Here is a 23,690-nt window from a genome sequence, read left to right on the forward strand (position 1 = left end):
TGGTGACGATGCGCAAAAATTCAGAGGTCGGGGCTTTAAGCAACTAACATTTTTATCCAACTATGTCGATTATTGGGTATTTATGGGATGGTTAAAATTAAAGCGAGAACAGCTGGATTGGCATAAGGATCCTGGATATATATCCAAGAACAAGGGCGCAATGACGAAGCAGGTGCCTTCTATTGACAACCCAGAGATCATTTCAACAAACCCACATTACTGCATCGATAGCGGTGGCTTCTATTTAGCGTGCTCCAGATCAAAAACAAAGCCAGTCATGAATACTGTCAACGACAATACAATAGAAGCAGTTACCCGTGCAATCAATGGCGAGACTAACGGATTAGCAAATAGACAAGCGCATACATATCGTGTCAATTACATCATCGGAGATACTATCGACGTGCCAAAATATTTTAAAGCGGATATATACGCCAAGAGATTTGGCTTTGCACTCAAGGAGAAATAAAATGCATCAATTAAATCGCTACATTTTGAAAAAAATTACAATATTGCTAATTAGTATTAATATTTTCAACATCACAAAGGCTGGAACTATCTATACAGAGGGTTCCGATAAAATAATTATCACAAAAATAGAGGAAGATACCAAGCGCGACAATCCATTGATTATATTTCACAACAATATACAATGTGACACAGGACGCACAATGCAATTAACTTATGCAAAAACATCATCAGATGGGAAATTTCTTATTGTAAACGGCATAATTTTTCTCAATCTAGAAGATATTAAAAAATGCAACAAAGAAGAAGATCTAGTTAAATATGCATCGGTTATTTCATATAGCTTTGAGATTGAAGACATCAATGAAATGCGCAATTTAATTGCACTATATATTGAACCCTCCTTCGGCATGGCACATGAAAAGAAAAGTAAGTTTTATTATCTTGTGGGAGTGGTTGCGAATGAAGCAATAAATGGATATGGAACCCTTCCAAATCCATTAAAAATAAATCAAAAACAATTTTTCTCATACGATAGAACTTCCAATGTAGATTTAGATCGTTCTCTTTTTGCAGGATATAATGACAAGGCATTTTTCTCACCAAATGGAAAATATCTCGCATTAAAATCCAGCGCCATCTCTTGCAAGAAAGGCGCCTACCCTGGCGTATTTGAAACCACGCACTGGAAGCAGGTAATTTTTAATGGCCCTGATAGCAATAAAAAATGCCGGGCATTATTTCCACAACTGAAGTGACGTAAATTTTCATATAAATATACCCTGCACGAAATCGGGACGCCATCGACGCACCAAAAAATTTTAAAGCGGAAATATATGCCAAGAAATTTGGCCTTGCGCTCAAGGAGAAATAAAATGCATGATGCATTTCGACTTATTAAATCATTTTTTTGTTAGCAATACATTGTGCTTTGATTAATATTTCTCATGCAGCAACCATTTCTATTGACGGTCTAGATACTTTGATTTTAAAAAAAACTGAGTTATCTTCCGGAGAAGATGTCAATCTGAATATCATTCACAATGGAAATGTTTGCACATTCCCCAAGACAATATTTTTGACTTCTGCAAAAATATCATCCGACAAAAAATTTGTTATTTTAAACAATGAACTATTTTTAAATTGGAGAGATATCAAATATTGCAATTTAAACACAGACACAATCGGTCAATTAAATATTGATCCTGATTATTATAATATTGAAGACATCAACGAGCAAAAAAATCTAATAGTTTTATATGTAGACCCTTTATTTGGGTGGCCATATGCACCTGAAAGAAGTGAAAAATTTACGTTCATGGCTGCACTGGTAGATATGAAAGATTTATACAGAATTATTACAATCAAAAGAAAGCCATTTTATAATAAAACCTGCACAGACTCGATAGAATTAGATAAACATTCATTTGTCAATGCCCTTAGCACTGACAAGGCATTTTTCTCACCAGATGGAAAATATCTCGCATTGAAATCCAGCGCCATTTCCTGCAAGAAAGGTGCCTACCCTGGTGTATTTGAAACCACGCACTGGAAGCAGGTTATTTTTAACGGCCCTGATAGCAATAAAAAATGCCGATCGTTATTTCCGCAGTTGAAATGAAATATTTTTATAAGCAAAGGACATAGCCCCATGACCAGCCTGCCAACCGCCTCCCCTACCCCACGCCGCGTTTACTGGATACCTCTCATCCTGTTTGCAATTGGCGCGCTGGCGCTGTTGCTGGTTTGGTTGTATGGCAAAACGCTTGTTCAGGGGCCGACGGATGGCTTCTTGTTGCAAACCAGCCTTTTCTTCTGGGCGGTGTTACTGCCAACCCTGGCGGTGTTTGTCTGGTTATTGCTGCTGATCCGGGGGCCTGCCGCACTGGCGGCACCACGCTTGAACCGTGCCAACACCGGGTTGGATGGCACCTCGGCCAGCCTGGATTCCGTCTTGCAATACATGCGCCATCAGTACCCGGGCAAGTGGCGCAGCATCAAGCCATGGGTGGCAACGCTGTTGCCGCAGAAGGCGATGTCCAGCCTGGCGGATGTCGACCTGGCCCCGGCACCGCTCTGGCGGGATAGCCCGGATGCCTTGCTGCTGCGTATCACTCCGGAACAGCCAGCAAAGCTGCTGTCCCGTTTGCGTGGCCGTTGGCGTGTGCCGCTGGATGCCGTCACCCTGGTGGCGGACGCATTGCCGAAAACCGGGAGCGTACAGCTGCAACAGCTGCTGGATTTGAATGCACGCTGTCAGTGGCGGCTACCGGTTTGCCTTGCACTTACTGGCTGGACGGTGCCGGAGCAGGGCATTTCCTGCCTGTTGACCCAACCCGGCGATGCGGCACAAACGCGGGCCGACTTACGCCAGCTGGTCTGGCAGAGCGCCATTGACGGCCAGGCAGCCTTGCTGGCGCATCAAGGCCCGGGCACGCTGGCCTTTTCCGCTGCGCTGGAACAACCCGGCGTGATTAATGATCTGGCCGAATCCCTGGCGCAGATCAGCCGCCACCTGCCAGACGGGCAGCACATCATTCGCCTGGCGTGGATTGCCGGTTCTGACTTATCGCATATTGCAGGCCATGTGGTGGAGGATTGCGTGCAGAGTGCGCCGCGCCGCCATCGTCTTACGCTGACCGACTGCATCGGCTGGCTTGTGTTTGTCCTGTCGCTGCTGCTGGCTGCAGGTGTGGGGGTGTCCGCCGTGCGCAATCACACCCTGGTGGGGGATGCCCAGGCCCGCATTGCGCAGCTGAATGCCGCCCGCACCATCAGGCAGGCCGTGCCAGCCTTGCTGAGCAGCCAACAGCTATTGCAGCAGCTGTCACAGCAAGCAAAAGCAGGATTACCACTGCTGTCGCGCTTTGGCTTGAACCTGAATGACAGGGTGCAGGCACCGCTATTTGCGGCTTACGGCAAGGCCGCCCGGCAGTGGGTGATTGCGCCTGCGCAACAGGATATCCAGCGCGTTTTGCTTGAGCTGAACAAGCTGCCCCTGTCCGGCGGGGGCGAGGCGATTGCGCTGGCCAGCAAGGTGGGGTTTGACAGCCTGAAAGCCTATTTGATGCTGGACACGCCGTCGCGCACGCAGGCGGTATTCCTGTCTGATCAGCTAGGCCTGCGCAGTGGCTTCAACGGCCAGCCGCAAGCAGACATCATGCGCTTTTATGCGCAGCATCTGGCAGCACACCCGGAGTGGAAGCTGGCAGCCTTGCCAACGGTCGTAACAGGTGCGCGCCAGACACTGCTTGGCCTCAATGGCGTGGAGCATGGAGACGAAACGATTTACCAGTCCATCCTGCAACAGGCTGCCGACAAATATCCGGCCCGTACTGCCAGCAGCCTGCTGCCGGGGGTGGATAGCCGTGGTTTATTCCTGCTGCCCGGCACCCTGCCCGGTGCCTATACCCGCGAAGCATGGGAAGGCCATGTCCGCACCGCCATCGAACATGCCGACCCGAAACAAGGCGGCGAGGCGCTATGGGTGATGGGGGCAGAAGCTGCGCGCAGTGAAGGCAGCCTGCTTAAAACCCGCTTGCAGCAGCGTTATTTCAATGACTACGCCGCCGCCTGGCAACGCTGGCTGAACGGACTGCGCTGGCAATCTGCCAACAACCTGTCCAGCACCGTAGAGCAATTAAGCACTTATGCCGACCCGCAACGCTCGCCGCTGCTGGCCTTGATGAGCATGATCCAGTATCAGGGGCAGGCTGGCGCGGCGGAAAAATCCCTGGCCAGTGACTTGCTGGACAAAACCCGCGCACTGGTGGGCAAGTCCGGCGACAAGGCGGCCAAGCAGGAGACAAAGCCTTCCGACCCGCTGGCCCGTGCCTTTGGCCCCTTGTTGCGGCTGACTGCGCCGGATGATGCACAAACCAGCCACACGATCAGCCTGGCGCGCTATCTGGAATCCGTCACCTCGGTGCGGTTGAAGCTGCAACAACTGGCAGCTTCGCCCAATCCCGATGCCGCATCCCGCCAGTTGGCACAGGCGCTGTTCAAAGGCGAACAGAATGCGCTGGCCCATGGCCAGGAGTACGCGGCCATGCTGGCTGCCAGCCTGGGCGCAGAATGGGCCGGCTTTGCCCAGCAGCTGTTTGTCAGCCCGCTGGATAGTGCCAATCAGGTGGTGATGCTGCCAGCGGCGTTTGACATCAACGATTTGTGGCGCCGTAGCATCTACCTGCCCTGGGGGAGTCAGCTGGCCGGGCGCTTTCCCTTCAATGCCAGCGATAACGACAGCTCCATTCCGGTGCTGACCGGCTTTCTGGCCCCGGAACAAGGCGCGATTGCCCGCTTTCTGGGGAATACACTGGCCGGTGCGCTGGTGCAGGAAGGCGACCAGTGGCTGCCCAGCCCCACCTTGCAGAATGCCGCACCCTTTGATGCCGATTTCCTTAATGCGGTGAATGCACTGAGCCGCCTGTCCAGCCTGCTGTATGCCGAAGGCGATGCCGCTTATCCGTTTGAGCTGCGCCCGGTTGCCATGCCGGGCCTGGCCGAAACCACGCTGATGATTGATGGCCAGGCATTGAAGTACTTCAACCAGCACGAGGCCTGGCTTGCCATGCATTGGCCGCAAACCGGGCAGCCCGGTGGCACGTATTTGCAGTGGCTGTCGCTGGCAACCGGCACCCGGCAAACGCTGGAATTCAGCGGCAGCTGGGCTTTCATCCGCTTGCTGGAAAAAGCCAAGGTGGTGCAACTGGACAAAGCACGCTTTCAACTGGACTTTGCCCTGCCAGATGGTTTGACCGCACGTTATATCCTGCGTACCAACGCTGGCGAGGGGCCACTGGCCTTGCTCAAGCTGTTGCAGTTCAAGCTGCCGTCACGGGTGTTTGCCTTGCCCGCACCCTCAACTGCCGCCAAAGAAAACATCAGCGCCACACGCTGAGGGAATGAACCGGCCACAGCAATACGGCGCGGCAGAGCGCGCGCCGGATTACCAAGACCTGCTTGTAAATGATGCCGCAATTTCATCGGCAATTCTAAGCACTTGGCATTAAGTCATGTCATGGAACTGTCATTCACGGGGTCTACACTGCGCAGCATCTATTGTGCAGAAGCTGCAATCATGTCTCTTATCAAGCGTTTATGGCTGACCATCCTGTTTACCGTGGCAAGTCTGCTAATTGTGCTGGCCGTTACCAGTCAGCAATTGTTCTCCCTTACCCGGCATGTGGACGACTACAGCCAGCATCAGCAGCTGTCGGCCAATCTTTACCAGTTCAAAGCCAGCGTACTCAGCCTGTCGCGTGCCGACCCCTTGCAGCCGGAAACGGCCAAGCATCTGCAACAGGTCAAACAGCAAGTGCAACAGCTAAGCGGCCAGATTGCCACCGCCCTGCCAGAGGCCGAAGCCAAGCCGTTTCAGGAGCAAAGCAATGCACTGTGGCAGCAATACACCCGCAACCTGGAAAGCGCACTGACGATTGCCGAAAGTGCACCTCAGGACGCCTTGTCGATTCCCGAACAGGCCTATCAGCAAAGCCTGGTGCCGCTGGTGGCGCTGCTGGATAAGCAGCTGGCCCAGGCCAGCCACAGCCAGGCAGCGGAAGAATCCGCCATGCATGCCATGCTGCAGCAACTGGCCTTTTTCATCCTGGGGCCGCTGCTGCTGGCCAGCGTAGCCGTCGTGCTGATCCAGTTGGCGCTGGCACGCCGCCTAAAGCTGCAGATGGCAGCCATGGGGCGGGCAGTGGATGCGCTGAGTGAAGGCAATCTGGCGGCACGCCTGCCGGAACAGGGGCAAGATGAGCTGGCGCAAATGGCAGCCCGCATTAACCGTTTTCTGGAGCGGCTGAACGAACTACTGGCCAATGTGCATCAACACGCCAGCCGCAACCAGCGCGACAGCCAGCAGCTGCAATTGATTACCAGCCAGGCCGCCGATGCCAGCCGTCTGCAAAGCGGCAAGGCCAATCTGAGCAACGAAGCGGCGGCACAGATTGCCAGCCAGGCCGACTGCGTGGCGCAGTTCATCGCCCAGGCCGAGGCTGGCTCGCAACAGGCCTTGCAGCGCACCGAGCAAGCGCGCCAGTTGGGCAGTGCCAATGCCAGCGCCATGCAGGACCTGGCCGGACGTATTGATTCGGCCATGCAGGAAATGCAGCAGCTGAACCAGTCGATTGGCGACATTGCCCAGATCAGCACGCTGATTCGCGATGTGGCCGACCAAACCAATCTGCTGGCGCTCAATGCCGCGATTGAGGCTGCCCGTGCTGGTGAACAGGGCCGTGGCTTTGCTGTGGTGGCCGATGAGGTACGCAAGCTGTCCGAGCGCACCGCCAGCGCCACTTCGCGCATCTTCGACTGCCTGGCCAAGGTGGAAACGGTCAAACAGTCGCTGGGCGATGCCATTGATACCGCTGGCAAGGCCAGTCATGACAACCAGCATGCCCAGCAGGCGCTGGACGCGGCCCTGTCTGGCGTGGACCAATCGCTGGCCGAGCTGGACCAGTTGATGGGGCAGATCAGCCAGGTGCGCCAGCAACAGAGCGAGGCTGGCAACAGCATTCGCCAGCATGGTTTTGAACTGGCCCACCTGGCCAGCAGCATCGACGAGCAGATGCGCGATGCCAATCCGGTGATGCGCCAGCTGGCCGAATCGGCTGGGGTACTGACACAGGCACTCAGCTGGTTCCGGCTGCAGCCGCACTAAGACACAACACCAGCACGCCCAGGCACGGACGCGCCGGGCCAAACAAAACGGCAGCCAGGGGCTGCCGTTTTTACCTATCCGCAACTAGCGGTGACTTACAGCACGGCCAAAGCGGCGTCGTAGTTGGGTTCGCTGCCGATTTCGGCAACCAGCTCGCTATGCAACACGGTGTTGTCGGCATCCAGTACCACCACGGCGCGGGCAGTCAGGCCAGCCAGCGGGCCGGAAGCCAGCTTCACGCCCCAGGCTTGCAGGAAGTCGGCATTGCGGAAGGTGGACAGGTTTACCACGTTTTCAATACCTTCGGCACCGCAGAAGCGCTTTTGCGCAAACGGCAGGTCGGCGGAGACGCACAGAACTACGGTGTCAGCCTTGCCAGCGGCTTTTTCGTTGAACTTGCGTACCGAGGTGGCGCAAGTCGGGGTGTCCACGCTGGGAAAGATATTGACGATTTTCTTTTTGCCGGCAAAATCGGCCAGGGTCACGTCGGCCAGATCGCCATTGGTCAGCGTCAGGGCCGGGGCCTTGTCGCCCTTCACCGGCAGAGTGCCAGCCACTTCAACCGGGTTGCCGCGCAGAGTTACAGATGCCATCTTCATGTCCTTCAAGCAAGAGCGGCCAATGCAGTGACTGGCCGCCGGGGTGGGGATGCACTCAGTGTGGGGCCTGGCGGCAGAAAATCAACCCTGACGCCAATCCGCCTATTCTTCCAGCTTAAGTCCCAGCTCGTTCAGTACTTCGCGCGCGCTGCGGAAAGCTTCTACCGCCGCCGGTGCGCCGCCATACACCGCGCTGTGCAGCAGCACCTCACGGATTTCCACCAGGCTGGCGCCATTATTGATGGCACCATGCACATGGCCTTTCAGCTCGGTGCTGCGGCCCAGCGCCGCCAGCATGGCGCAGGTGACAAGGCTGCGGGTTTTCAGATCCAGCCCCTCGCGCTGCCAGGTGCTGCCCCAGGCATGTTCGTTCAGCCAGTCCTGCAAGGGGGCGGAAAAACCATCCAGATTGCTCATGGCACGCTCGACAAAGGCCTCACCCATTACCTGGGTGCGGCGGGCCTTGCCGGCGGCGCGGTCTTGCTCGCTCATGTCTGCTCCTTTACGGGCTTGGGATGAAGTCGGATGCTCAGGACAGCAGGCTGCCCAGCACTTGTACCAGCCGTGCGCATTCGGCATCGGTACCAATGCTGATGCGCAGGTACTGGTTGATGCGCGGCGCAGTAAAGTGGCGCACGATCACCGCCTGCTGGCGCAAACCGTTGGCCAGCATAGCGGCATCGTGCTGTGGATGACGGGCAAACACGAAATTGGCTGCCGACGGCAATACCTCGAAACCCAGCGCCTGCAATTGCGTAGTCAGTTGTGCGCGCGTGCGCATTACCGCCTGACAGGTGTGACGGAAGTAGTCGTCATCCTCGAACGAGGCCACCGCCCCCGCCAGCGCCAAGCGGTCCAGCGGGTAGGCGTTGAAGCTGTTTTTCACCCGCTCCAGCGCTTCGATCAGCGTGGCATCGCCCACCGCATAGCCCACCCGCAGCCCGGCCAGCGAGCGCGATTTGGACAGGGTGTGCACCACCAGCAGGTTAGGATAATCATTCACCAGCGCGATGGCACTTTCACCGCCAAAATCGACATAGGCTTCGTCGATCACCACCACCTGGTCGGGGTGATCGTCCAGCAACTGGCGGATGGCCGAGAGTGGCAGCAGGCGGCCGGTGGGCGCATTCGGATTGGCCAGGATCACCGCGCCGCAAGGCTGGCGGTAATCCTCCACCCGGATGGACAGGCTGTCATCCAGCGGCACTTGTTGCGCCTGAATGCCGAACAGGCCGCAATACACCGGATAAAAACCATAGCTGATATCCGGCATCAGCAAGGGCTGTTCGTGCTTGAGCAAGGCCTGGAACACAATGCCCAGCACCTCGTCCGAGCTGTTACCCACGAACACCTGCGGTCGGCTCACACCGTGGTAAGTGGCAATGGCGTCCTTCAGCTTGTCGCCGCTCGGGTCCGGATACAGACGCAGGCTGTCGTCTGTTGCCGCACGAATGGCCTCCAGCACCCTGGGCGAAGGCCCGTAGGGGTTTTCATTGGTGTTGAGCTTGATCAGCGTATCCAGTTTGGGCTGCTCGCCCGGCACATAAGGCGTGAGCTGATGCACCACCGGACTCCAGAAACGACTCATGATTCAACCTTTCCCGGCTACGCCCAGCGCAGCCTGCATACATTAACGTCCTGCGCTGCGCGCCGACAGCAATACGCCACCCAAAATGGCAGCAATTCCCAGCAGGTGATAGCCATGAATGGCCTCGCCCAGCAACAGCATGGACAGCACGGCACCAAATGCCGGCATCAGGTGGATGAAACTGCCTGCCCGCGCCGCGCCAACCCGCGCCACCCCGAGATTGTAAAAATAGTAAGCCAGTACCGATGGCAGCGTACCAACATAGGCAAAGCTGGCCAGCGTAGTGAGGGTAACCTCTGCACGCCGCCCCTGAGCATACTCCAGCAGGAAGCAGGGCAGGATGGCGAGCAGGCCGATGGCCACCAGCAGGGTGAGCAAACCCAGCCGGTCCAGCCCGGCGGGCAGGCCACGCAGCAATAGCGTGTATACCGCCCAGGCCAGCATGGCGCAGAACACCAGCGCATCGCCATGGTTGATATCCAGCGTCAGCAAGCGCGCCGGCTGACCATGCGCCACCAGCAGCAACACCCCGGCAAAGGACAACAGCACGGCAGCCAACTGGCCACGGTTAAGCGGCAGGCGGAAAAACAGCGCACCCAACAGCACAATCAGGATGGGAATGAAAGAATTAAGCAGCACCGCATTGGTGGCGCTGGTGGACTGCAGGCCCAGGTAAACCAAGGAATTGAAACTGGCAATGCCCAGCAAGGCCAGCAGGGTAATGCGCCGCCAGTACGGTTGCCACAGCTGGCGCTGCGCCAGCAGCGGCTTGAGGCCCACCGGCAGCAACACCAGCAGCGCAATCAGCCAGCGGCCAAAGGCCAGGGTCAGCGGTGGAATGCTGGCATGGACGGCACGACCCAAGACGAAGTTGCCAGCCCAGAACAGGGCGGCCAGGGTAAGCAGACAATAAGCGGCAGAGTTAGAAGAACGCGGTGAGGTCATGGTTTCAACCATGCCATGCCGGACGGAAGGCTGGCAACTGTTTTGCGGCGCAACATTTCAATCAAACTGAACCGCCTGCTGCAGACAAGGCTTTTACTGGCTTTACGCTACCTGGCTGGTGAATGCACGACATATTCGACTCAGGATATTGTCGCTAAGAATTTACGCGGCCAACGCAGCATTCCCCCGTGGCGCGCGCGGCTGTAGCCGGGATTGGGCAAGGTTTTAAGCCGCCGCCCTGTTTGAGCCATTCGACGTTAGCGAATGGCGAGTTCGGCGGCGCCTTGCCCGGCCCGGAAAGAGCGGGAATTCGCGCAACCCGGGGTCGCCTGGGGGTGCAGGGGGGCTGGCGACGCAGCTCCCCTGCCTACGCGGCGGGCAGCCCCGCCACGTAAACACCCGGCGCGCGCCACGGGGATCAGGGAGCTTCACAACGTTCTATCAGTTGGCGTTAGTACATCCATTCAGAACGATAGTGTCAGTCCTCTAATCAAAAAAATCAGTCCCGCCGGCATGGCGGGCAGCCCCGCCACGTAAACACGCGCCGCGCGCCACGGAGATTGGGGCGCATCACATCACTGTTGGTTTCGACACTACGTCTTTTGTCTGCATCACAGACCAGGCAAAAAAAAACCGGAGCCGCAGCCCCGGTCAACGACATCCCCCACGAGATGTATTCCCCATCGACACTGCAAACATGTTGCAAGCAACATGGCGCACCACCCCGTTCCGGGCGATGTGCATCAGTATCAATCTGCCTAGCAGCATAAGCGGGACAGGGGATGCTGTCGATGATTTTGTTCAGCATGCACATGCCAAATTGATCAAATAATATTGTATACAATCATATAAACAACAACTTAGTCGTAAATATCAATAGTATTGTCTTATTATTTGATCAAACAATACAAAGACTTGCTCCCTTCCCCCATGCAGAATAATGCGCTGGCCCGGTGCGGGCCAACCACGGTTGCAGCCTGCAAGCGGCAGCGTTGCGCTGTCCAGAATGTTAAACAAATGCCACAGTCAGCGCGCCAGTGCCGTTAGCCGTGGCAGATGATCTGCGGCGTGGAAGCAGCCTTTGGCGTCGCGGTTGACCCAGGCCATGGCGTGTTGCGGGTCATGGGTAAAAAACAAGCGCCCTTGCCGGGCCAGCAGGTTTTCCAGCAGTTGGCGCTTTTCATCGGTGAGCTGTTCCGGGAACCGGTCGTAGCCCATGGTAATGGGCACATGCACCCAGGGCGCGCCGGGGATGAGATCGGCGGCATACACCACCGGCCCCTCTTCCAGCGGAATTTCAGTCAGCAGCATGCCGGGAGTGTGGCCGTCGCTCAGGTGGAAGCGGTAATCCGCCGGCAGGCAGTCTGGCGTTTCACCATCGGTCAGCACCAGTCGGCCACTGTTTTCCAGTAGCGTGATCAGCTCAGGAATAAAGGACGCGCGGTCGCGCGCATGTGGCGTACAGGCACGCTGCCAGGCACTGCGGCTGATCACAAACTTTGCCTTGGGATACAGCAGCCGCGCCGGGCCGCCATCCCAGGCAGCCAGCAGGCCGCCGACATGGTCGAAGTGCAGATGGGACAGAATCACCACGTTGATGTCTTCATGGCTGCAACCCGCTGCCGCCAGATTGTCCAGCAGCACGTGGCCGTCTTCCACCACGCCGTAACGCGTCTTGAGATCCGGGGCGAAAAAAGCACCAATCCCCGCCTCTAGCAGAATGCGGCGGCCATCGTCCTCACGCACCAGCAAACAACGGCAAGCCAGCGGTACCCGATGTGCCTCGTCCGGAGCCAGCCACTGGCTCCACATGGCACGCGGTGCATTGCCGAACATGGCACCACCGTCCAGTTTTTGGGAATTACCAAGCAGGGAAGTCAGGGTACGCATGGGCGCTCCACTTGATGATCGATGTCGATGATTATCAAGCAAGCGCTCGGTATTGTCACCCATTGTGCAGCAGCGGGTGCTAGCTGGTCGTCACGTCACCGGCATGACCAATAAACAGCGCCTCCTGCTCCACCTTGAGCTGCCGCTCCAGCATACCGGCGCACAGGTCGGCCAACATCGGTGGCAAGGGCTGGCGTGCCAACCGCGCCAGAGCCTGCTGATCATCCTCTTTTAGCGGCTGGCCGCCACAGGCCAGCGTCAGGTCATCCGCCTGCATGCGCCAGGGTTGCCAGGCGCAGCCTGCTTTGCCTGCCAGATCGCCCACCTGCAGCGCAATGGCCACACCGGAGGGGTCCAGATCACAAGCCACCTGCACCGGCAAGCGCAGTAGCGCCAGCAGATGGCCAACTGCCGCCAGCCAGCGGCGGTGCGGGTAACCCGGCACCCAGATATTCAACACCGCTTCGGCCTGCTGGGTCAGCACTTCGAACACACTAAGGTTTTCCACCACCCGCACCATCTGCAGCTGGCCACGTACGGCATCTACCTGGAGCAAGGCTTCCGGTGCCAGCGCCAGCCCGCTTTGCAACAGGGCAGCGGATAGTAGCAATTGACCACCGCTATAGAGTTCCAGCGGGCCTGACAGGAAAACGTGCGGGGTATGGCGCGAGATGCCACAGGCTTCCAGCGCAATGCCAAACTCAGCCAGCCAGCGCCGGTCCGCCTCACCAAAGGCCTTGCTGCGGCCCAGCGCATATTGGGAAAACTGCCGTTCTGTCCCCCACAGGCCGGCAGATAGCCAGTTATCCAGCCCCTGGGCAATCTTCAAGCGCCGCTCCAGCGTGGAGGATTGCACGCGCTGGGTAAGGCTGTCGGCCAGGCTCTGCAGCTGCGGATTCTGCGGCTGCCAGCCGCGCCACAGCTGCACCACCTCATCGCGCGCGTCGGCATCCGGCAGGCCAATCAGGCTGCGCAACTGGTACACCTCGCGCCAGCTCACCCAGAACGGCTCCCACTGCCCCAGCCGGTCGGGCTCGGCATGTAGTTCCACCTCACACCAGCCACACTCCAGCAGGCGACGCAGCAAGTCTTCGGCCTGGGCCGCATCGCTGCTTTGCGCCAGCAGCGTAGTCCAGCGCTGACGCATCACCCGCAAGGCCAGCCAGCGCTGCAGCAGGGCCTGGTCGGTTTGTGGCAACAGCAGCGGTGTGGGAGCAAGCGTGGGTTGCAGCAACAAATGGTGGCCGCGTGCACCGATGGGAAGGCGTTCGACCAGTTCCGGAGAAATACGGGCAAGCCAGCTGGACATGGGGTTCTGCCAGAGTAAAGGGTGAAAGGAGTAGACCGCCGGACGGAAACAAGTTTCCCCGTCCGGCAGCAACATCAGGCTTGTGAGTCGGACTGCGGCGCATCCACGCGGCGGCGGGTTTGCAGGATGGGCGGTGCCCATTGCTCGCCTGGCCGTTTCTTGCGGGTGGCCAGCGTCAGTTCTGACGGCGCAAAGATATTGATGTTATGGGTGTTGGGCGTGGTGATCAGATACTGCGCCTCGGTAGCCTTGAGGAAGCCCGCCACCCGGTCGATGTTGAAAATGTCCAGGTGAGCAAACGGCTCGTCGATAAACACGAAGCCCGACGGATTGGCCTCATCCATCATCAGGCCAATCAGCAGGATCAGCGATTTCATCACCTGCTGACCGCCGGAGGCCTCGCCGTCGTTCATGCCCATCAGGCCCTTCTGGTCGAAGTTGAAGCGCAGCGTCAGCCCGGCCTGGGCCAGCGCGGCGTCGTCGTTTTCCAGCGTCGGCAGCTCCACGTCCACGCCGATGCCGGCCAGCTCACCCAGGCGCTTGATATTGGCACCATAGGCCCGCACCGTGGCGCGCAGCTTGCCCATATAGGCGGCGCGGGCGTCATCGGTGAGTTCGCGCGAGCGGTCCACCTCGCTTTGGCGGCGCTGGCGTTCGCGGTCGATCTGCGCCAGGTCGTCGGCCAGCTTGTCGCGCAGCGCCAGTACCGATTCGTCGGTTTCCCATTCGCCGCCTTGCAGCCGCTCTTGCAGGTAATTCAGTTGATGGCGCGCATCAGCGGCGCTTTCGTACTCATCTTCCAATGCGGCCACATGCTCGGCAGCCAAGGCATCCGCCGGCAGACGCGTGGCCCACTCGCGCAATTCGGCCAGCAAACGACGCAGTTGGCGGCGACTGTTTTCCACTTCCTGACGCTTGCCGTCGTAGCGCGACAGGCTTTCCTGTTCGCGCTGGCAAATGCGGTCGTGCTCCAGCCGGGCATCGCCATAACGATGGTCTGCCGCATCCTTGGTGGCGCTGGCTTCGGCCAGTTGCGCGCCCAAGTCTTGCTGCTGTGCTTGCAGGCTGGCCAGCCGGGCGGCCAGCGCGGCAAATTCTTCGGCGCGGCTATCCAGCTGGCGGATGGCGTCCATGCCGCCCAGGTATTCGGCCAAGCCAGCCGCTTCGCGGGTGATGGTCACCAGCCGTTCTTCGTCGGCCAGAATGCGCACGTTCAGCTGCTTCAGTTCGTCGCGCAGCGCCAGCAGGCGTGACTGGCGCGCACCCTCGCCAAAGGCAAACTCATGCGCGGCCACGCCGATATGGCGCGCGCCACGGCGCTCGCGGAAGTAACCGTCGCGGGTGATCCAGTCGCCATCCACACTGGCACCGGCCTGGGCGTTTTCCACCCGGCTGACCTTGTTCAGCTGCTGGTATAGCCAGTCCGGCGCATTGGCGGAAAAGCGGATCACTTCCAGCAGGCTGCCCTTGCGCGCAGGCGGCGGGCTGCTGCGCTCCGGCACCACAAAGTGGCGGAAGCGCAGTTTTTCGCCCAAGCGCCAGGCCTCGCCCTTTTGCTGCGGATTTTCCAGCAGCACCACATGGCGGTAAGGGCGCAGCATGGCTTCCACCGCGCCCTGCCAGCCAGCGTCCATCACCTCGATGATGTCGGACAGCATGGCGTGGCCGATATTGGCTTCGTCCAGCGCGGCCTTGAACTGGCGTACTTCTTCTGGCGAGCGGCCACGGCCAATTTCCAGCGCCTCGACATGGTTCTTCAGGTCGATACGCTGGCGGTTCAAATCACGCAGGCCGTCTTTGAGTTGCTCGGCCTCGCCGCGCAAGCCGGACAGCTTGTCGGACAGCGCGGCGGCATCGGCTCCATATTCACGGCTGGCCAAGGCTTGCAGACGGTCGCGCTCCTTCAACTGGCCGCTGACGCTGGCATGTTCGGCCTTGGCGGCCATGAACTGCTCCTGCACCTGTACTCGGGCATTCTCTGCGGCAGCGCGGGCCTCGGCAGCGGCTACTTCGGCGGCCTTGAGCTTGGCCACCAGTTGCAGGGTGTCGTGATGTTCGCGCCGGGTGCGGCTAAGCTGGCCATAGGCAGCGCGGTAGTTTTGCCAGGTCTGGCCCAGCGTGTTTTTGCCATCCAGATACGCCAGTACCGGCAAGGCTTCGTCTTGCAGACGGCTAATGGTCTGGCTGAGCTGCCGCCATTCCAGATAACGCCCGGCGCGGGTTTTCATGGTTTCCACCCGCACTTCCAGGGCTTCTTCCTGACGGGTGAGGGCTTCCAATTCCAGCTCGGTGGCGCGTTGTTCGTCGCGGGCGCGCTGGTAGTTGTCCAGCACGTCCTTGTCGCCGAATACCTGAAACACCAGGTCCAGCAACTGGCGCGGGCTGTATTCGGTCAGCTTGTCGGTATCGCCCTGCTCCAGCGCCAGCACCTCGCCCACCGCCGGGGTGAGGCCAGCCACTTCAAGCCGACGACGGTATTCCTGCACCCCCAGCCATTGCGCTTGGGCTTCGGCCAGTTCCAGCGGCACATCACCATCCAGAATGGCGTAATGGCGTACCCAGTCACCACCCTGCTTCTTGATGCGGCACAGCAGCGTCACGGCATCGCTGACGATGGGGAAAAACGGTGTGGGATACAGGCCGCCAGACGGGCGACGCGGGTTGTCCACCACGCCGCGCAAGTAGGCGAAAGGCTCGCGGTTGTTACGCACATAGCGCTTGTAGTCGCGCTTGCCGGAGCATTTGATGGCCAGCAGGGTGCGCATGGCATCCAGCAAGGTGGTTTTGCCCGAACCATTGGGGCCGATGATGGTGACAATCTGCGCGTCAAGCGGCACGGCCAGCCGTTGCCAGAAGTCCCAGTGCACCATTTCTACCGATTTCATCTGGAACATCAGCGGTCTTCCTCTTGCGCGGGGTCTTGTGCGTCGTCTTCGGGGCCTGCAGCATCCGCAAACAGGCTGGAGCCATCATCCAGCACCGTGGGCTGTACCGCCTGGGCGATGGCGCTGGCGGTTTTGTCGGCCAGGGCGTCAGCGGCCTGGCTGCGGCGCTGGCCCAGCACCTCGGACAGCGCGCCTTCGATAATGCGCGGGGCCAACTGGCTGTAGTCGATCATCAAATCCAGCATCGGGCCTTCGTCCAGCCACTTGTTACGGCGCACCACAAAGCCCAGGTTCACCAGCCGACCCAGGTTGGCATTGAAGCGGGTACGCCCGCCCAGCGCCTTGCCAAAGTCGGCGTACAGCGCGTCTTCCGACACACCGGTGGACACCCCTTCGCCGGTTTCCAGCGGTTTTTGTGCGCCAAACATATCGCTCTGGTTTTCGCGCCCGGCTTCCACGCGGGCAATCTGCCGTTCGCGCTTGGGCAGGATGATCAGCGCCCACAGAATCACCAGCAGCGCCACGCCGTCACGCGGCAGGCCCAGATTATTGTTGAGCCAGGCTTCACCGCTGCCGAATACCGGCTCGGTCATTTCCGGCAACAGGGCGACGGCAATGTGCTCGGCATAGGGGTTCTCCACCAGCCGCAGGCCGACATCGGCCAGCCGCTTGTCCAGCTCCTGGCGGAAAATATCGTCCAGCAGCGCCTTGCGCGCCAGCGCATCGCCGCGCGGCACCACACGGTGCGCCAGCAGACGGGCGGTGAGGGTTTTCAGTTGCTGTTCCATGGCTTATTTCGGCAGATGAGGAAGCAGGCGCGCATCAGACAGCGTGGCTACCTCCGGGTGTTCGGGTTCAATCACGGCTTCGCCGCCGTGCAGGGTGAACGGCAATTTGGCCAGTGCGGCCACGATGCTGGCATCGCCATGGCTTTCCGGATCGCCAATCAGCGACAGCAAGGACAGCCGGTAAGCCGTCTCGTTGTAGCTGTCGGCCAGCACCGCCTGCTGGATGGGGATGTGGTCGGCTCCGCTCTCGCCCAATTGCAGGCCGAGGGTCAGCAGTTCGTCGTACATGGCTTCGGCGGCAAACAGGCGCTCTACTTCCAGCTCGCCGGACAAGGGCGCGGCCACGCTGCCGGGCAAGGTGGTATTGCCTGCCTTGGCGCGTTCGCGGGCCAGCAGCTCGAATTCCGCCATGTCGGCCAGCTCCGGCGTGGCGATGAAGGCCGGTTCCGGGTTGATGGACAGGCAGCCGGTCAGTTGATCAGCCAGTTGACCCACCGCCTGACGGCGCAGCCAGTCGGCAATATCGGTGGAAGTCAGGCCGGAGCTGCCCAGATGCACGCGCTGCGCGGCCAGCTGCGCCAGACGGCGCTCAAAGGTACCGGCCAGCGCCAGCATGCGGCTTTGCGCCAGCGCCACCGCCTGCGCCTGATTCAGCGCGGACAGGCTGAGCGTGTCGTCGGCGGTGAGGCTGCGGATCACTTCGGTGGATTTGGCCACCCAGCGCCACACGGCTTCCAGCCGGTGCTGGGCGGCGCGGATGCGGAATTCGGATTGGGATTCCAGTGCTTCTTCAAACTCGCCATACAGCTCGTTCAAGCGCGCCAGCAGGTGCTTGAGGGCATCGTCGGACAACTGTCCCACCGCCTGCCCGGCGGCCACCTGGCTGGTGAGATAGCCCAGCTCGACATCGTCACCGGCAAAATCAATCAAGGTGGCCAGTGCCGCCAGCGCCACGCGCGCGCCTTCGGACAATTGGTACTGCCCACCGTCGCTGTCGTACACCAGCAATTCGCCCTCACGCAGGCGGCCCAGAATGGTGGCCAGCTTGGTGTCGTTGAGGTAGGCAAAACGCTGGGCGATTTCCTGCGGCGTCCAGCGCGGCGCATCGGCGCGGTTGCCCAGTTCGCGCAGCACCAAGAGGCGCATCAGCACCTCCTCGTCGCCACCGCGAAACAGCGTGACAAACACGGACAGATACGGCCAGGCCTGTTGCAGGCGATTGACCGCAGACAGCGAATCCGGCGCAATGCCCGGCTGGAAAAAGTCGGCGAGCGATTCCAATGACATTCCGGCATCAAGAAGCAAAAGCGGATTGTCCAAGGCCGGACGGGGGTAAGTCAACGCATGTTGCATATAGCCGGATAGGCGCAGCAGCGCGCTACTGCGCCGGGCTGGCTGGTGAAGCGCGCAATGCCTTGCCGATGTTGGTCACCAGCGGCAGCCTAACCCAACCCCTGAACCGGTGCGTCATTCCGGAGCAGCAGCAACAGCAGGTGGCGCGGTTTAGCCATACAAGGGCAGTTTTTACCTGCGAGCCTTACGCCCGAGTGCAGAGGCCGTGGTCAGGGAGTAAGACCCGCTAACACCCCCCCTCTTCTGCATTGCGCCGCCTTACCGTACTAGCTGTACTGTCTGCGTCGGCGCGCCTTGGCCCGGATTCTCTACGCGGTTTTGTTAGCGGTGCTTAGCACTGGTCAAATGGCCACGATCAGTTGACCACCACAAAGTTTTTTTCAACAATGCTGCCTCCCAAAAATTATCCTTTTTGAGTAAGTTTAAAAATGATCATTACTGACTACTGTATCAATATTCTGCTATCCATTATTTTGATTGTAGGTTGCTATCAATTCTATTTTTGGTGCCAATGCCGTGCTTGGGTAAAAAAGCGCCACTATCACTCGCTGATTGATGAAGCCATCCCCTTTCAAGCTTGGTGGGTGTGGATTTATAGCTTTTTATACTATCCGGCGATCATTTATCTGAATCTACTGGTTTCCGATAGCCGAGAGTTCACTTATATGGCTGCCTCATTCATTCTCCTTTTACTGGTTCAAATGGTATTCTTTTTGCTGCTGCCGGTAGAAACCCCCGCTCATTGGCGCGAGTACGATGGCAAACAGGGCCTTTCGGTTAGATTTCTGCGCTTCGTGCAGAAATACGATAAATCATCCAACTGTTTTCCCAGCATGCACACCTCGGTGGCTATGCTAACCGCACTCTACGCCATGCCTTATATCGGACTATGGAGCTTGCTGTTTCCAATCCTGATCGCGCTAAGCTGCATTTTCACTAAGCAGCACTATCTCATTGACTTGCCGACAGGTGCTGCCTTGGGTTGGGGTGTATTTTATATTGCCAATTAGCGTGCTTTTTCTCGTCACGGTGCTTTATAGCTTATGCCGTATTTACGGCGCTTTACCCAATACCGGGAAACACTGCGTTGATCTTCAGAAAGAAACCCGCGCGGCTCCGCCGGATGATTTAATGCCTTGCATTACCCACCGCGCTGGCTAATACCTAAAATCTCCATCTGTTTCAAGGTAAGCCTCGCTCGCAGCTATTTCCTTGTGCAACCGACGGTGCCTGGTGCATGCCCTCTGGTTGGCACGGTGGCAAGCCACCGTGCCAACCTGTGTTAAGCGGGATGCTGCTGTACTTGCGGTGGGCGTCGGCTTTGCGCGATATAGGCCAGCGCCACCAGGCTGATCAGGGTGGTGAACATCAGGTAAAAGCTGGGGGCATTATTGCTGCCGGTGGCGCTGATCAGCCACACGATGATGGCCGGGGCAAAGCCGCCAAACACCGTCACGCCCACGTTGTAGCCAATGGCCATGCCGGTGGCGCGGGTAGCAGGTGGAAAGATTTCCGACATCAGCGCAGGCAAGGCACCAAAGTAAATGGACTTAAGCAAGGCCAGCCAGCCCACCAGCACATACAGCGCCCAGGCACTGCCGCTCAGCGACACATACCAAAACACCGGGTAAATGGTGAGGGCAAACAACAACCCGGCCACCGCCATTTGCTTCATGCGGCCAATCTTGTCCGATAGCAAACCGGAGAATGGCGTCACCACCGTAAGAATGACCCCGGCCAGCATGCTGGCGGCAAAACCGGTGGCGGCATCCATCTTCAGCTGACGCACGGCAAAGGTGGGCACGTATTGCAGCATGTAGTTGACGGCGGTAGATACCGTGATGACCCCAATGGCAGCCAGCACCATGCCTTTTTGGCTCTGCAACACATCCCGCACCGGGGTGGCGGTGTGTACGGCCTCCTTGAAGCTGGGCGCATCGTCCAGATAGCGCCGCATCAATAAACCAGCCGGGCCAATCAGCAAACCAAAGAAGAAGGGAATGCGCCAGCCCCAGGCCATCAGTTCCTCCTGCGTCAGCAGCTTGACCAGCCCATAGCCAAACAAAGATGCCAGCAAGGTGGACAGACCCTGAGTGGCAAACTGCCAGCTGGCCAGAAAACCACGACGGTGCGGTGCATGTTCAATCAGCATGGCGGTGGACGCGCCAAACTCGCCTCCGGCGGAAAAGCCCTGAATCAGCCGCGCCAGAAAAATGCCGATGGGCGCGGCAATACCGATCTGTGCATAACCGGGCAGCACCGCGATGATGGCGGTGCCCACCATCATCAGGCTCACCGTCAGTATCAGCGCCGCCTTGCGGCCATGGCGATCGGCATAGCTGCCCAGCACCACCCCACCCAATGGCCTGACCAGATACGATGCGCCAAACGAGCCAAAAGTCAGCAGCATGGAAGCGGTTTCGTTACCTGCCGGAAAAAAGTTGTGGGCAATGTAAACGGCAAAAAATGCATAGATAGCAATGTCGAACCATTCCAGCGCATTACCGATGGAAGTTGCCAGCACAATTTGCGTCAGGCTAAGCGGTTTACGTTCAGACATGATGTTCTCCTGCGTGTGCCGCCGCTTGTGCACAGACCTGGCTGCCCGCTGCACCCAGATCCCACCAGATACCAGCCATCAAGCCCAGCGCCTCACGCGCCACCGGGGCCAGCAGGTGTTCATTAGGCGCATGTTGTGCACAGCCGGGATAGGAGTGCGGCAGCCACAGCGTGGGTAAGCCTAGAATGTCGGCAAAGGCATCGTTGGGAACGGTGCCGCCCAGATTGGGCAGCAAGGCGGCAGACTGGCCGGTACTGCCTTGTATGGAATCCAGCGCCCACTGCACCCAGGGATTGTCCAGTGCCAGCCGGGTGGCCGCAGAACTGGACAAAACACGCACCTGCACTTGCTCCAGCCCATGCTGCTGCAGATGTGACTCGATGTGCTGCCGCGTATGGCGCCAGTCGGTTCCCACCACAAAGCGCAGCTGGCACACCGCCTTGGCCATGGGCGGAATGGCATTCACCGGCTTGTGTGCATTGCCAGCCTGCAGTGCCAGCACTTCCAGCGTATTCCAGCCGATCACACGCTCCAGCGGACTCAGCCCCGGCTCGCCCCAGTCGGCATCCACCGCTGGACTGTTTGCTTCGCCAGCCAGTGTCAGGCCGGATAGTGCGTCGCGCACCGCAGCACTCAACGGCGGTGGTCGCAAGCCCTCCACCTTGATCACCCCATGTACACTGACCAGGCTAGCAAGCGCATGGGACAGCACCACGGCAGGATTGCGCAGGGCCCCACCCCAATTACCGGAATGATGTCCGCTCTTGCGCAACAGCAGCTGCAGTTCCAGCAGTACACTGCCACGCGAACCCAGAAACAGCGTTGGTCGCATGGCACTTACCCGTGGCCCGTCCGAGGCAATAAACACATCCGCCTGCAAGGCCAACTGCTCTGACTGGCAAATTTCCCGCAAACCGGGAGAGCCAATTTCCTCCCCGCTTTCAAACAGCCATTTGCAGTTAAAGCCCAACTGACCGCCACGGGTTTGCAGTACGGCCTCCAGCGCCGCCAGGTTGATCGAATGCTGGCCCTTGTTGTCGGCGGTGCCACGGCCATACCAGCGCTCACCTTCTACATTCACCAACCAGGGGCTCCGTCCGGAATGCCAGTGTGTGTCATCGCCGCGCACCACATCCGCGTGGCCGTAGCTCAGCACAGTGGGCAACGCTTTGTCTTCATGCCGCTCAGCCAACAGAAAAGGAGCCAGCGGGGCCACCGGGTTATCCAGCAGACGGCAGTGAAAGCCCATGCGTTCCAAGGTGGGAATGATCTCCTGCTGGAAATACGCCATGTGGGTTGCCGCCTGCCCCGGCTCCTGGCTTTCGGTATGAAAGGCAACCCGCCGCTGTACATCGCTTAGCAGGCCACCATGATCGAAATAGTTCTGTGCCCTATCAATGGCCTGGCTACGCAAAGCCTGCCCCTGTGTCATCTGGTTTCTCCTTGTGCAATTGCTTATGGTGTGATGGTTTGCGCAGTCTAGAAGCGACAAAACAACAATGACAATTGCAAAAAAAGCCAGGCTTGTTGCCTAAAAAGCAAGGGAGATCAAGGTGATACATGGCATAGCACTCCGCTATTTTGTCGAAGTGGCACGCACGGGATCACTGGCTGCTGCATCAGAAGAACTCCATGTGGCGGTATCCGCTATCAGCCGGCAAATCACCAAACTGGAACAAGAGACAGGTACCGTACTATTCGAACGCCTGCCACGTGGCATGGTGCTAACCGAAGCCGGGCAATTGCTGGCAGAACATGCACGCCGCACCTTGCTGGATGCCCAGTTGGTATTGGGAGAAATTTCCTCTCGACATGCCAGTTCGGGAGGGCTGGTACGACTGGCCTGCACCGATGGCTTTGTCCATGGCGTCTTGCCGGATGTAATGCTGACATACCACCAACAACACCCCGCAACACGCTTCATCCTCGAAAGCGGCAACCCTGAGCAAGTCCGCCATTGGGTGGAAACCGGCGAGGCTGACATCGGCCTAAGTTTTGCCATTGCCAGCACCCATGAAATTGAAGTCGTGCTGCATCACTCACTGCCGGTATGCGCATTGCTACGCCCCGGCCATCCGCTGGCCAGCCAAGAGGTGCTGAGTCTGGACGAACTGGCCCGTTATCCGCTGGCCATTCTGGAGCGCGGGAACACGGTACGCCAACTGCTGGAATGGAGCTTTGCTGCACAAGGCAAGGTATTCAGCCCGCTGCTGAGCAGCGGCCATACCAGCACCCTGCATCGCTTTGCCGCCCACAGCGACACCATTGCGCTGGGCAGTCGCCTGGCCATTCACGGGCTGCCCGAATGCAACCAGCTACTCGCCAAAAGAATTGACGAACCGCTACTGCAGCAAAGACAACTGCAGCTGATGATCATGAAATCCCGCCGCCTGCCCGCTGCCGTCAGCCACTTTTTGCAGTTGCTGGAACAACAATTGCGCGTGGTGCTGGACGCCTGAGTTACACAATCATTGGAGGCAGATAGACCAAGTCACACCATCGAACAGCAGGCAATTACGGTTCAGCAGCATCGCCGCCGGACCACCTGCTGTGCTCCCCGCTCGACGCACCAGCAAAACCAATAATTCGATCTTTCGCCACCCAGACTCCTTCATATCTGATTGGCATCACGCCGTGC

At 58.5% G+C, this 23,690-nt stretch carries 18 protein-coding genes; 7 read left to right on the forward strand and 11 right to left on the reverse strand.

The window, feature by feature from the left end; genetic code table 11:
• From ACODR9_RS11175 to ACODR9_RS11195, 5 genes are all read left to right on the forward strand, one after another.
• Nucleotides 1-469: hypothetical protein (locus ACODR9_RS11175; protein ID WP_488809341.1), on the forward strand; the 469-nt coding region annotated here is incomplete at its 5' end.
• 1 nt (nucleotide 470) lies between these two features.
• A complete protein-coding gene (locus ACODR9_RS11180; RefSeq protein WP_488809342.1) occupies nucleotides 471-1,226 on the forward strand; it encodes a hypothetical protein in 756 nt (251 codons plus the stop codon).
• Between the two features lie 173 nt (nucleotides 1,227-1,399).
• The gene (locus tag ACODR9_RS11185; RefSeq protein ID WP_488809343.1) at nucleotides 1,400-2,089 is read left to right on the forward strand and encodes a hypothetical protein; all 690 of its coding nucleotides are present in this window, start codon (nucleotides 1,400-1,402) and stop codon (nucleotides 2,087-2,089) included.
• A gap of 30 nt (nucleotides 2,090-2,119) precedes the next feature.
• Nucleotides 2,120-5,368: an ImcF-related family protein gene (locus tag ACODR9_RS11190; RefSeq protein WP_488809344.1), complete on the forward strand. Its 3,249-nt coding sequence runs from the start codon at nucleotides 2,120-2,122 to the stop codon at nucleotides 5,366-5,368.
• Nucleotides 5,369-5,548: 180 nt separating this feature from the next.
• Nucleotides 5,549-7,135, forward strand: coding sequence for a methyl-accepting chemotaxis protein (locus ACODR9_RS11195; protein WP_488809345.1), 1,587 nt, complete (start codon nucleotides 5,549-5,551; stop codon nucleotides 7,133-7,135).
• Between the two features lie 95 nt (nucleotides 7,136-7,230).
• Here ACODR9_RS11195 and tpx read toward each other — a convergent pair whose 3' ends face one another.
• The 9 genes from tpx to ACODR9_RS11240 form a co-directional block, all read right to left on the reverse strand.
• The gene (gene tpx / locus ACODR9_RS11200; protein ID WP_159874800.1) at nucleotides 7,231-7,728 is read right to left on the reverse strand and encodes a thiol peroxidase; all 498 of its coding nucleotides are present in this window, start codon (nucleotides 7,726-7,728) and stop codon (nucleotides 7,231-7,233) included.
• A 108-nt stretch (nucleotides 7,729-7,836) separates the two neighbouring features.
• Nucleotides 7,837-8,226, reverse strand: coding sequence for a carboxymuconolactone decarboxylase family protein (locus ACODR9_RS11205; RefSeq protein WP_488809347.1), 390 nt, complete (start codon nucleotides 8,224-8,226; stop codon nucleotides 7,837-7,839).
• Between the two features lie 37 nt (nucleotides 8,227-8,263).
• Nucleotides 8,264-9,322, reverse strand: coding sequence for a histidinol-phosphate transaminase (hisC, locus tag ACODR9_RS11210; protein WP_488809348.1), 1,059 nt, complete (start codon nucleotides 9,320-9,322; stop codon nucleotides 8,264-8,266).
• A 42-nt stretch (nucleotides 9,323-9,364) separates the two neighbouring features.
• Nucleotides 9,365-10,267: a DMT family transporter gene (locus tag ACODR9_RS11215; RefSeq protein ID WP_488809349.1), complete on the reverse strand. Its 903-nt coding sequence runs from the start codon at nucleotides 10,265-10,267 to the stop codon at nucleotides 9,365-9,367.
• 1,026 nt (nucleotides 10,268-11,293) lie between these two features.
• Nucleotides 11,294-12,157: an MBL fold metallo-hydrolase gene (locus ACODR9_RS11220; protein WP_488809350.1), complete on the reverse strand. Its 864-nt coding sequence runs from the start codon at nucleotides 12,155-12,157 to the stop codon at nucleotides 11,294-11,296.
• A gap of 79 nt (nucleotides 12,158-12,236) precedes the next feature.
• Nucleotides 12,237-13,466 (reverse strand): DUF2399 domain-containing protein, encoded by a 1,230-nt coding sequence (locus tag ACODR9_RS11225; RefSeq protein WP_488809352.1) that lies wholly within the window; start codon nucleotides 13,464-13,466, stop codon nucleotides 12,237-12,239.
• Nucleotides 13,467-13,540: 74 nt separating this feature from the next.
• On the reverse strand, nucleotides 13,541-16,360 hold the full coding sequence (locus tag ACODR9_RS11230) for an ATP-binding protein (RefSeq protein WP_488809353.1): 2,820 nt from the start codon (nucleotides 16,358-16,360) through the stop codon (nucleotides 13,541-13,543).
• On the reverse strand, nucleotides 16,360-17,139 hold the full coding sequence (locus ACODR9_RS11235; protein ID WP_488809354.1) for a hypothetical protein: 780 nt from the start codon (nucleotides 17,137-17,139) through the stop codon (nucleotides 16,360-16,362). The genes ACODR9_RS11230 and ACODR9_RS11235 overlap by 1 nt, the downstream gene beginning before the upstream one ends.
• A 3-nt stretch (nucleotides 17,140-17,142) precedes the next feature.
• Nucleotides 17,143-18,426 carry a hypothetical protein gene (locus ACODR9_RS11240; RefSeq protein ID WP_488809355.1) on the reverse strand — a complete coding sequence of 428 codons (1,284 nt, stop codon included), beginning with the start codon at nucleotides 18,424-18,426 and terminating at the stop codon, nucleotides 17,143-17,145.
• A 494-nt stretch (nucleotides 18,427-18,920) separates the two neighbouring features.
• On the opposite strand from ACODR9_RS11240, the gene ACODR9_RS11245 reads away from it, so the two are divergent.
• Complete coding sequence (locus ACODR9_RS11245; protein ID WP_488809356.1) at nucleotides 18,921-19,502, forward strand: phosphatase PAP2 family protein; 582 nt, start codon at nucleotides 18,921-18,923, stop codon at nucleotides 19,500-19,502.
• 272 nt (nucleotides 19,503-19,774) lie between these two features.
• Here the strand turns inward: ACODR9_RS11245 and ACODR9_RS11250 are convergent, their stop codons facing one another.
• Together ACODR9_RS11250 and ACODR9_RS11255 are read right to left on the reverse strand one after the other, a co-directional pair.
• Nucleotides 19,775-21,052 carry an MFS transporter gene (locus ACODR9_RS11250; RefSeq protein WP_488809357.1) on the reverse strand — a complete coding sequence of 426 codons (1,278 nt, stop codon included), beginning with the start codon at nucleotides 21,050-21,052 and terminating at the stop codon, nucleotides 19,775-19,777.
• Complete coding sequence (locus tag ACODR9_RS11255) at nucleotides 21,045-22,484, reverse strand: M20 family metallopeptidase (RefSeq protein ID WP_488809358.1); 1,440 nt, start codon at nucleotides 22,482-22,484, stop codon at nucleotides 21,045-21,047. The genes ACODR9_RS11250 and ACODR9_RS11255 overlap by 8 nt, the downstream gene beginning before the upstream one ends.
• A gap of 121 nt (nucleotides 22,485-22,605) precedes the next feature.
• On the opposite strand from ACODR9_RS11255, the gene ACODR9_RS11260 reads away from it, so the two are divergent.
• Complete coding sequence (locus tag ACODR9_RS11260) at nucleotides 22,606-23,511, forward strand: LysR family transcriptional regulator (protein ID WP_488809360.1); 906 nt, start codon at nucleotides 22,606-22,608, stop codon at nucleotides 23,509-23,511.
• Nucleotides 23,512-23,690 lie beyond the last annotated feature (179 nt).

The organism is Aquitalea sp. FG25 (genome assembly GCF_057809375.1).

Excerpts from the sequence above, each read along its gene's own strand:
- ACODR9_RS11255 (WP_488809358.1), bottom strand. The coding sequence starts at position 22,484 with ATGACACAGGGGCAGGCTTTGCGTAGCCAGGCCATTGATAGGGCACAG.
- ACODR9_RS11245 (WP_488809356.1), top strand. The coding sequence starts at position 18,921 with ATGATCATTACTGACTACTGTATCAATATTCTGCTATCCATTATTTTG.
- ACODR9_RS11225 (WP_488809352.1), bottom strand. The coding sequence starts at position 13,466 with ATGTCCAGCTGGCTTGCCCGTATTTCTCCGGAACTGGTCGAACGCCTT.
- ACODR9_RS11235 (WP_488809354.1), bottom strand. The coding sequence starts at position 17,139 with ATGGAACAGCAACTGAAAACCCTCACCGCCCGTCTGCTGGCGCACCGT.
- ACODR9_RS11190 (WP_488809344.1), top strand. The coding sequence starts at position 2,120 with ATGACCAGCCTGCCAACCGCCTCCCCTACCCCACGCCGCGTTTACTGG.
- tpx (WP_159874800.1), bottom strand. The coding sequence starts at position 7,728 with ATGGCATCTGTAACTCTGCGCGGCAACCCGGTTGAAGTGGCTGGCACT.
- hisC (WP_488809348.1), bottom strand. The coding sequence starts at position 9,322 with ATGAGTCGTTTCTGGAGTCCGGTGGTGCATCAGCTCACGCCTTATGTG.
- ACODR9_RS11215 (WP_488809349.1), bottom strand. The coding sequence starts at position 10,267 with ATGACCTCACCGCGTTCTTCTAACTCTGCCGCTTATTGTCTGCTTACC.
- ACODR9_RS11180 (WP_488809342.1), top strand. The coding sequence starts at position 471 with ATGCATCAATTAAATCGCTACATTTTGAAAAAAATTACAATATTGCTA.
- ACODR9_RS11230 (WP_488809353.1), bottom strand. The coding sequence starts at position 16,360 with ATGTTCCAGATGAAATCGGTAGAAATGGTGCACTGGGACTTCTGGCAA.
- ACODR9_RS11220 (WP_488809350.1), bottom strand. The coding sequence starts at position 12,157 with ATGCGTACCCTGACTTCCCTGCTTGGTAATTCCCAAAAACTGGACGGT.
- ACODR9_RS11195 (WP_488809345.1), top strand. The coding sequence starts at position 5,549 with ATGTCTCTTATCAAGCGTTTATGGCTGACCATCCTGTTTACCGTGGCA.
- ACODR9_RS11205 (WP_488809347.1), bottom strand. The coding sequence starts at position 8,226 with ATGAGCGAGCAAGACCGCGCCGCCGGCAAGGCCCGCCGCACCCAGGTA.
- ACODR9_RS11250 (WP_488809357.1), bottom strand. The coding sequence starts at position 21,052 with ATGTCTGAACGTAAACCGCTTAGCCTGACGCAAATTGTGCTGGCAACT.
- ACODR9_RS11240 (WP_488809355.1), bottom strand. The coding sequence starts at position 18,426 with ATGTCATTGGAATCGCTCGCCGACTTTTTCCAGCCGGGCATTGCGCCG.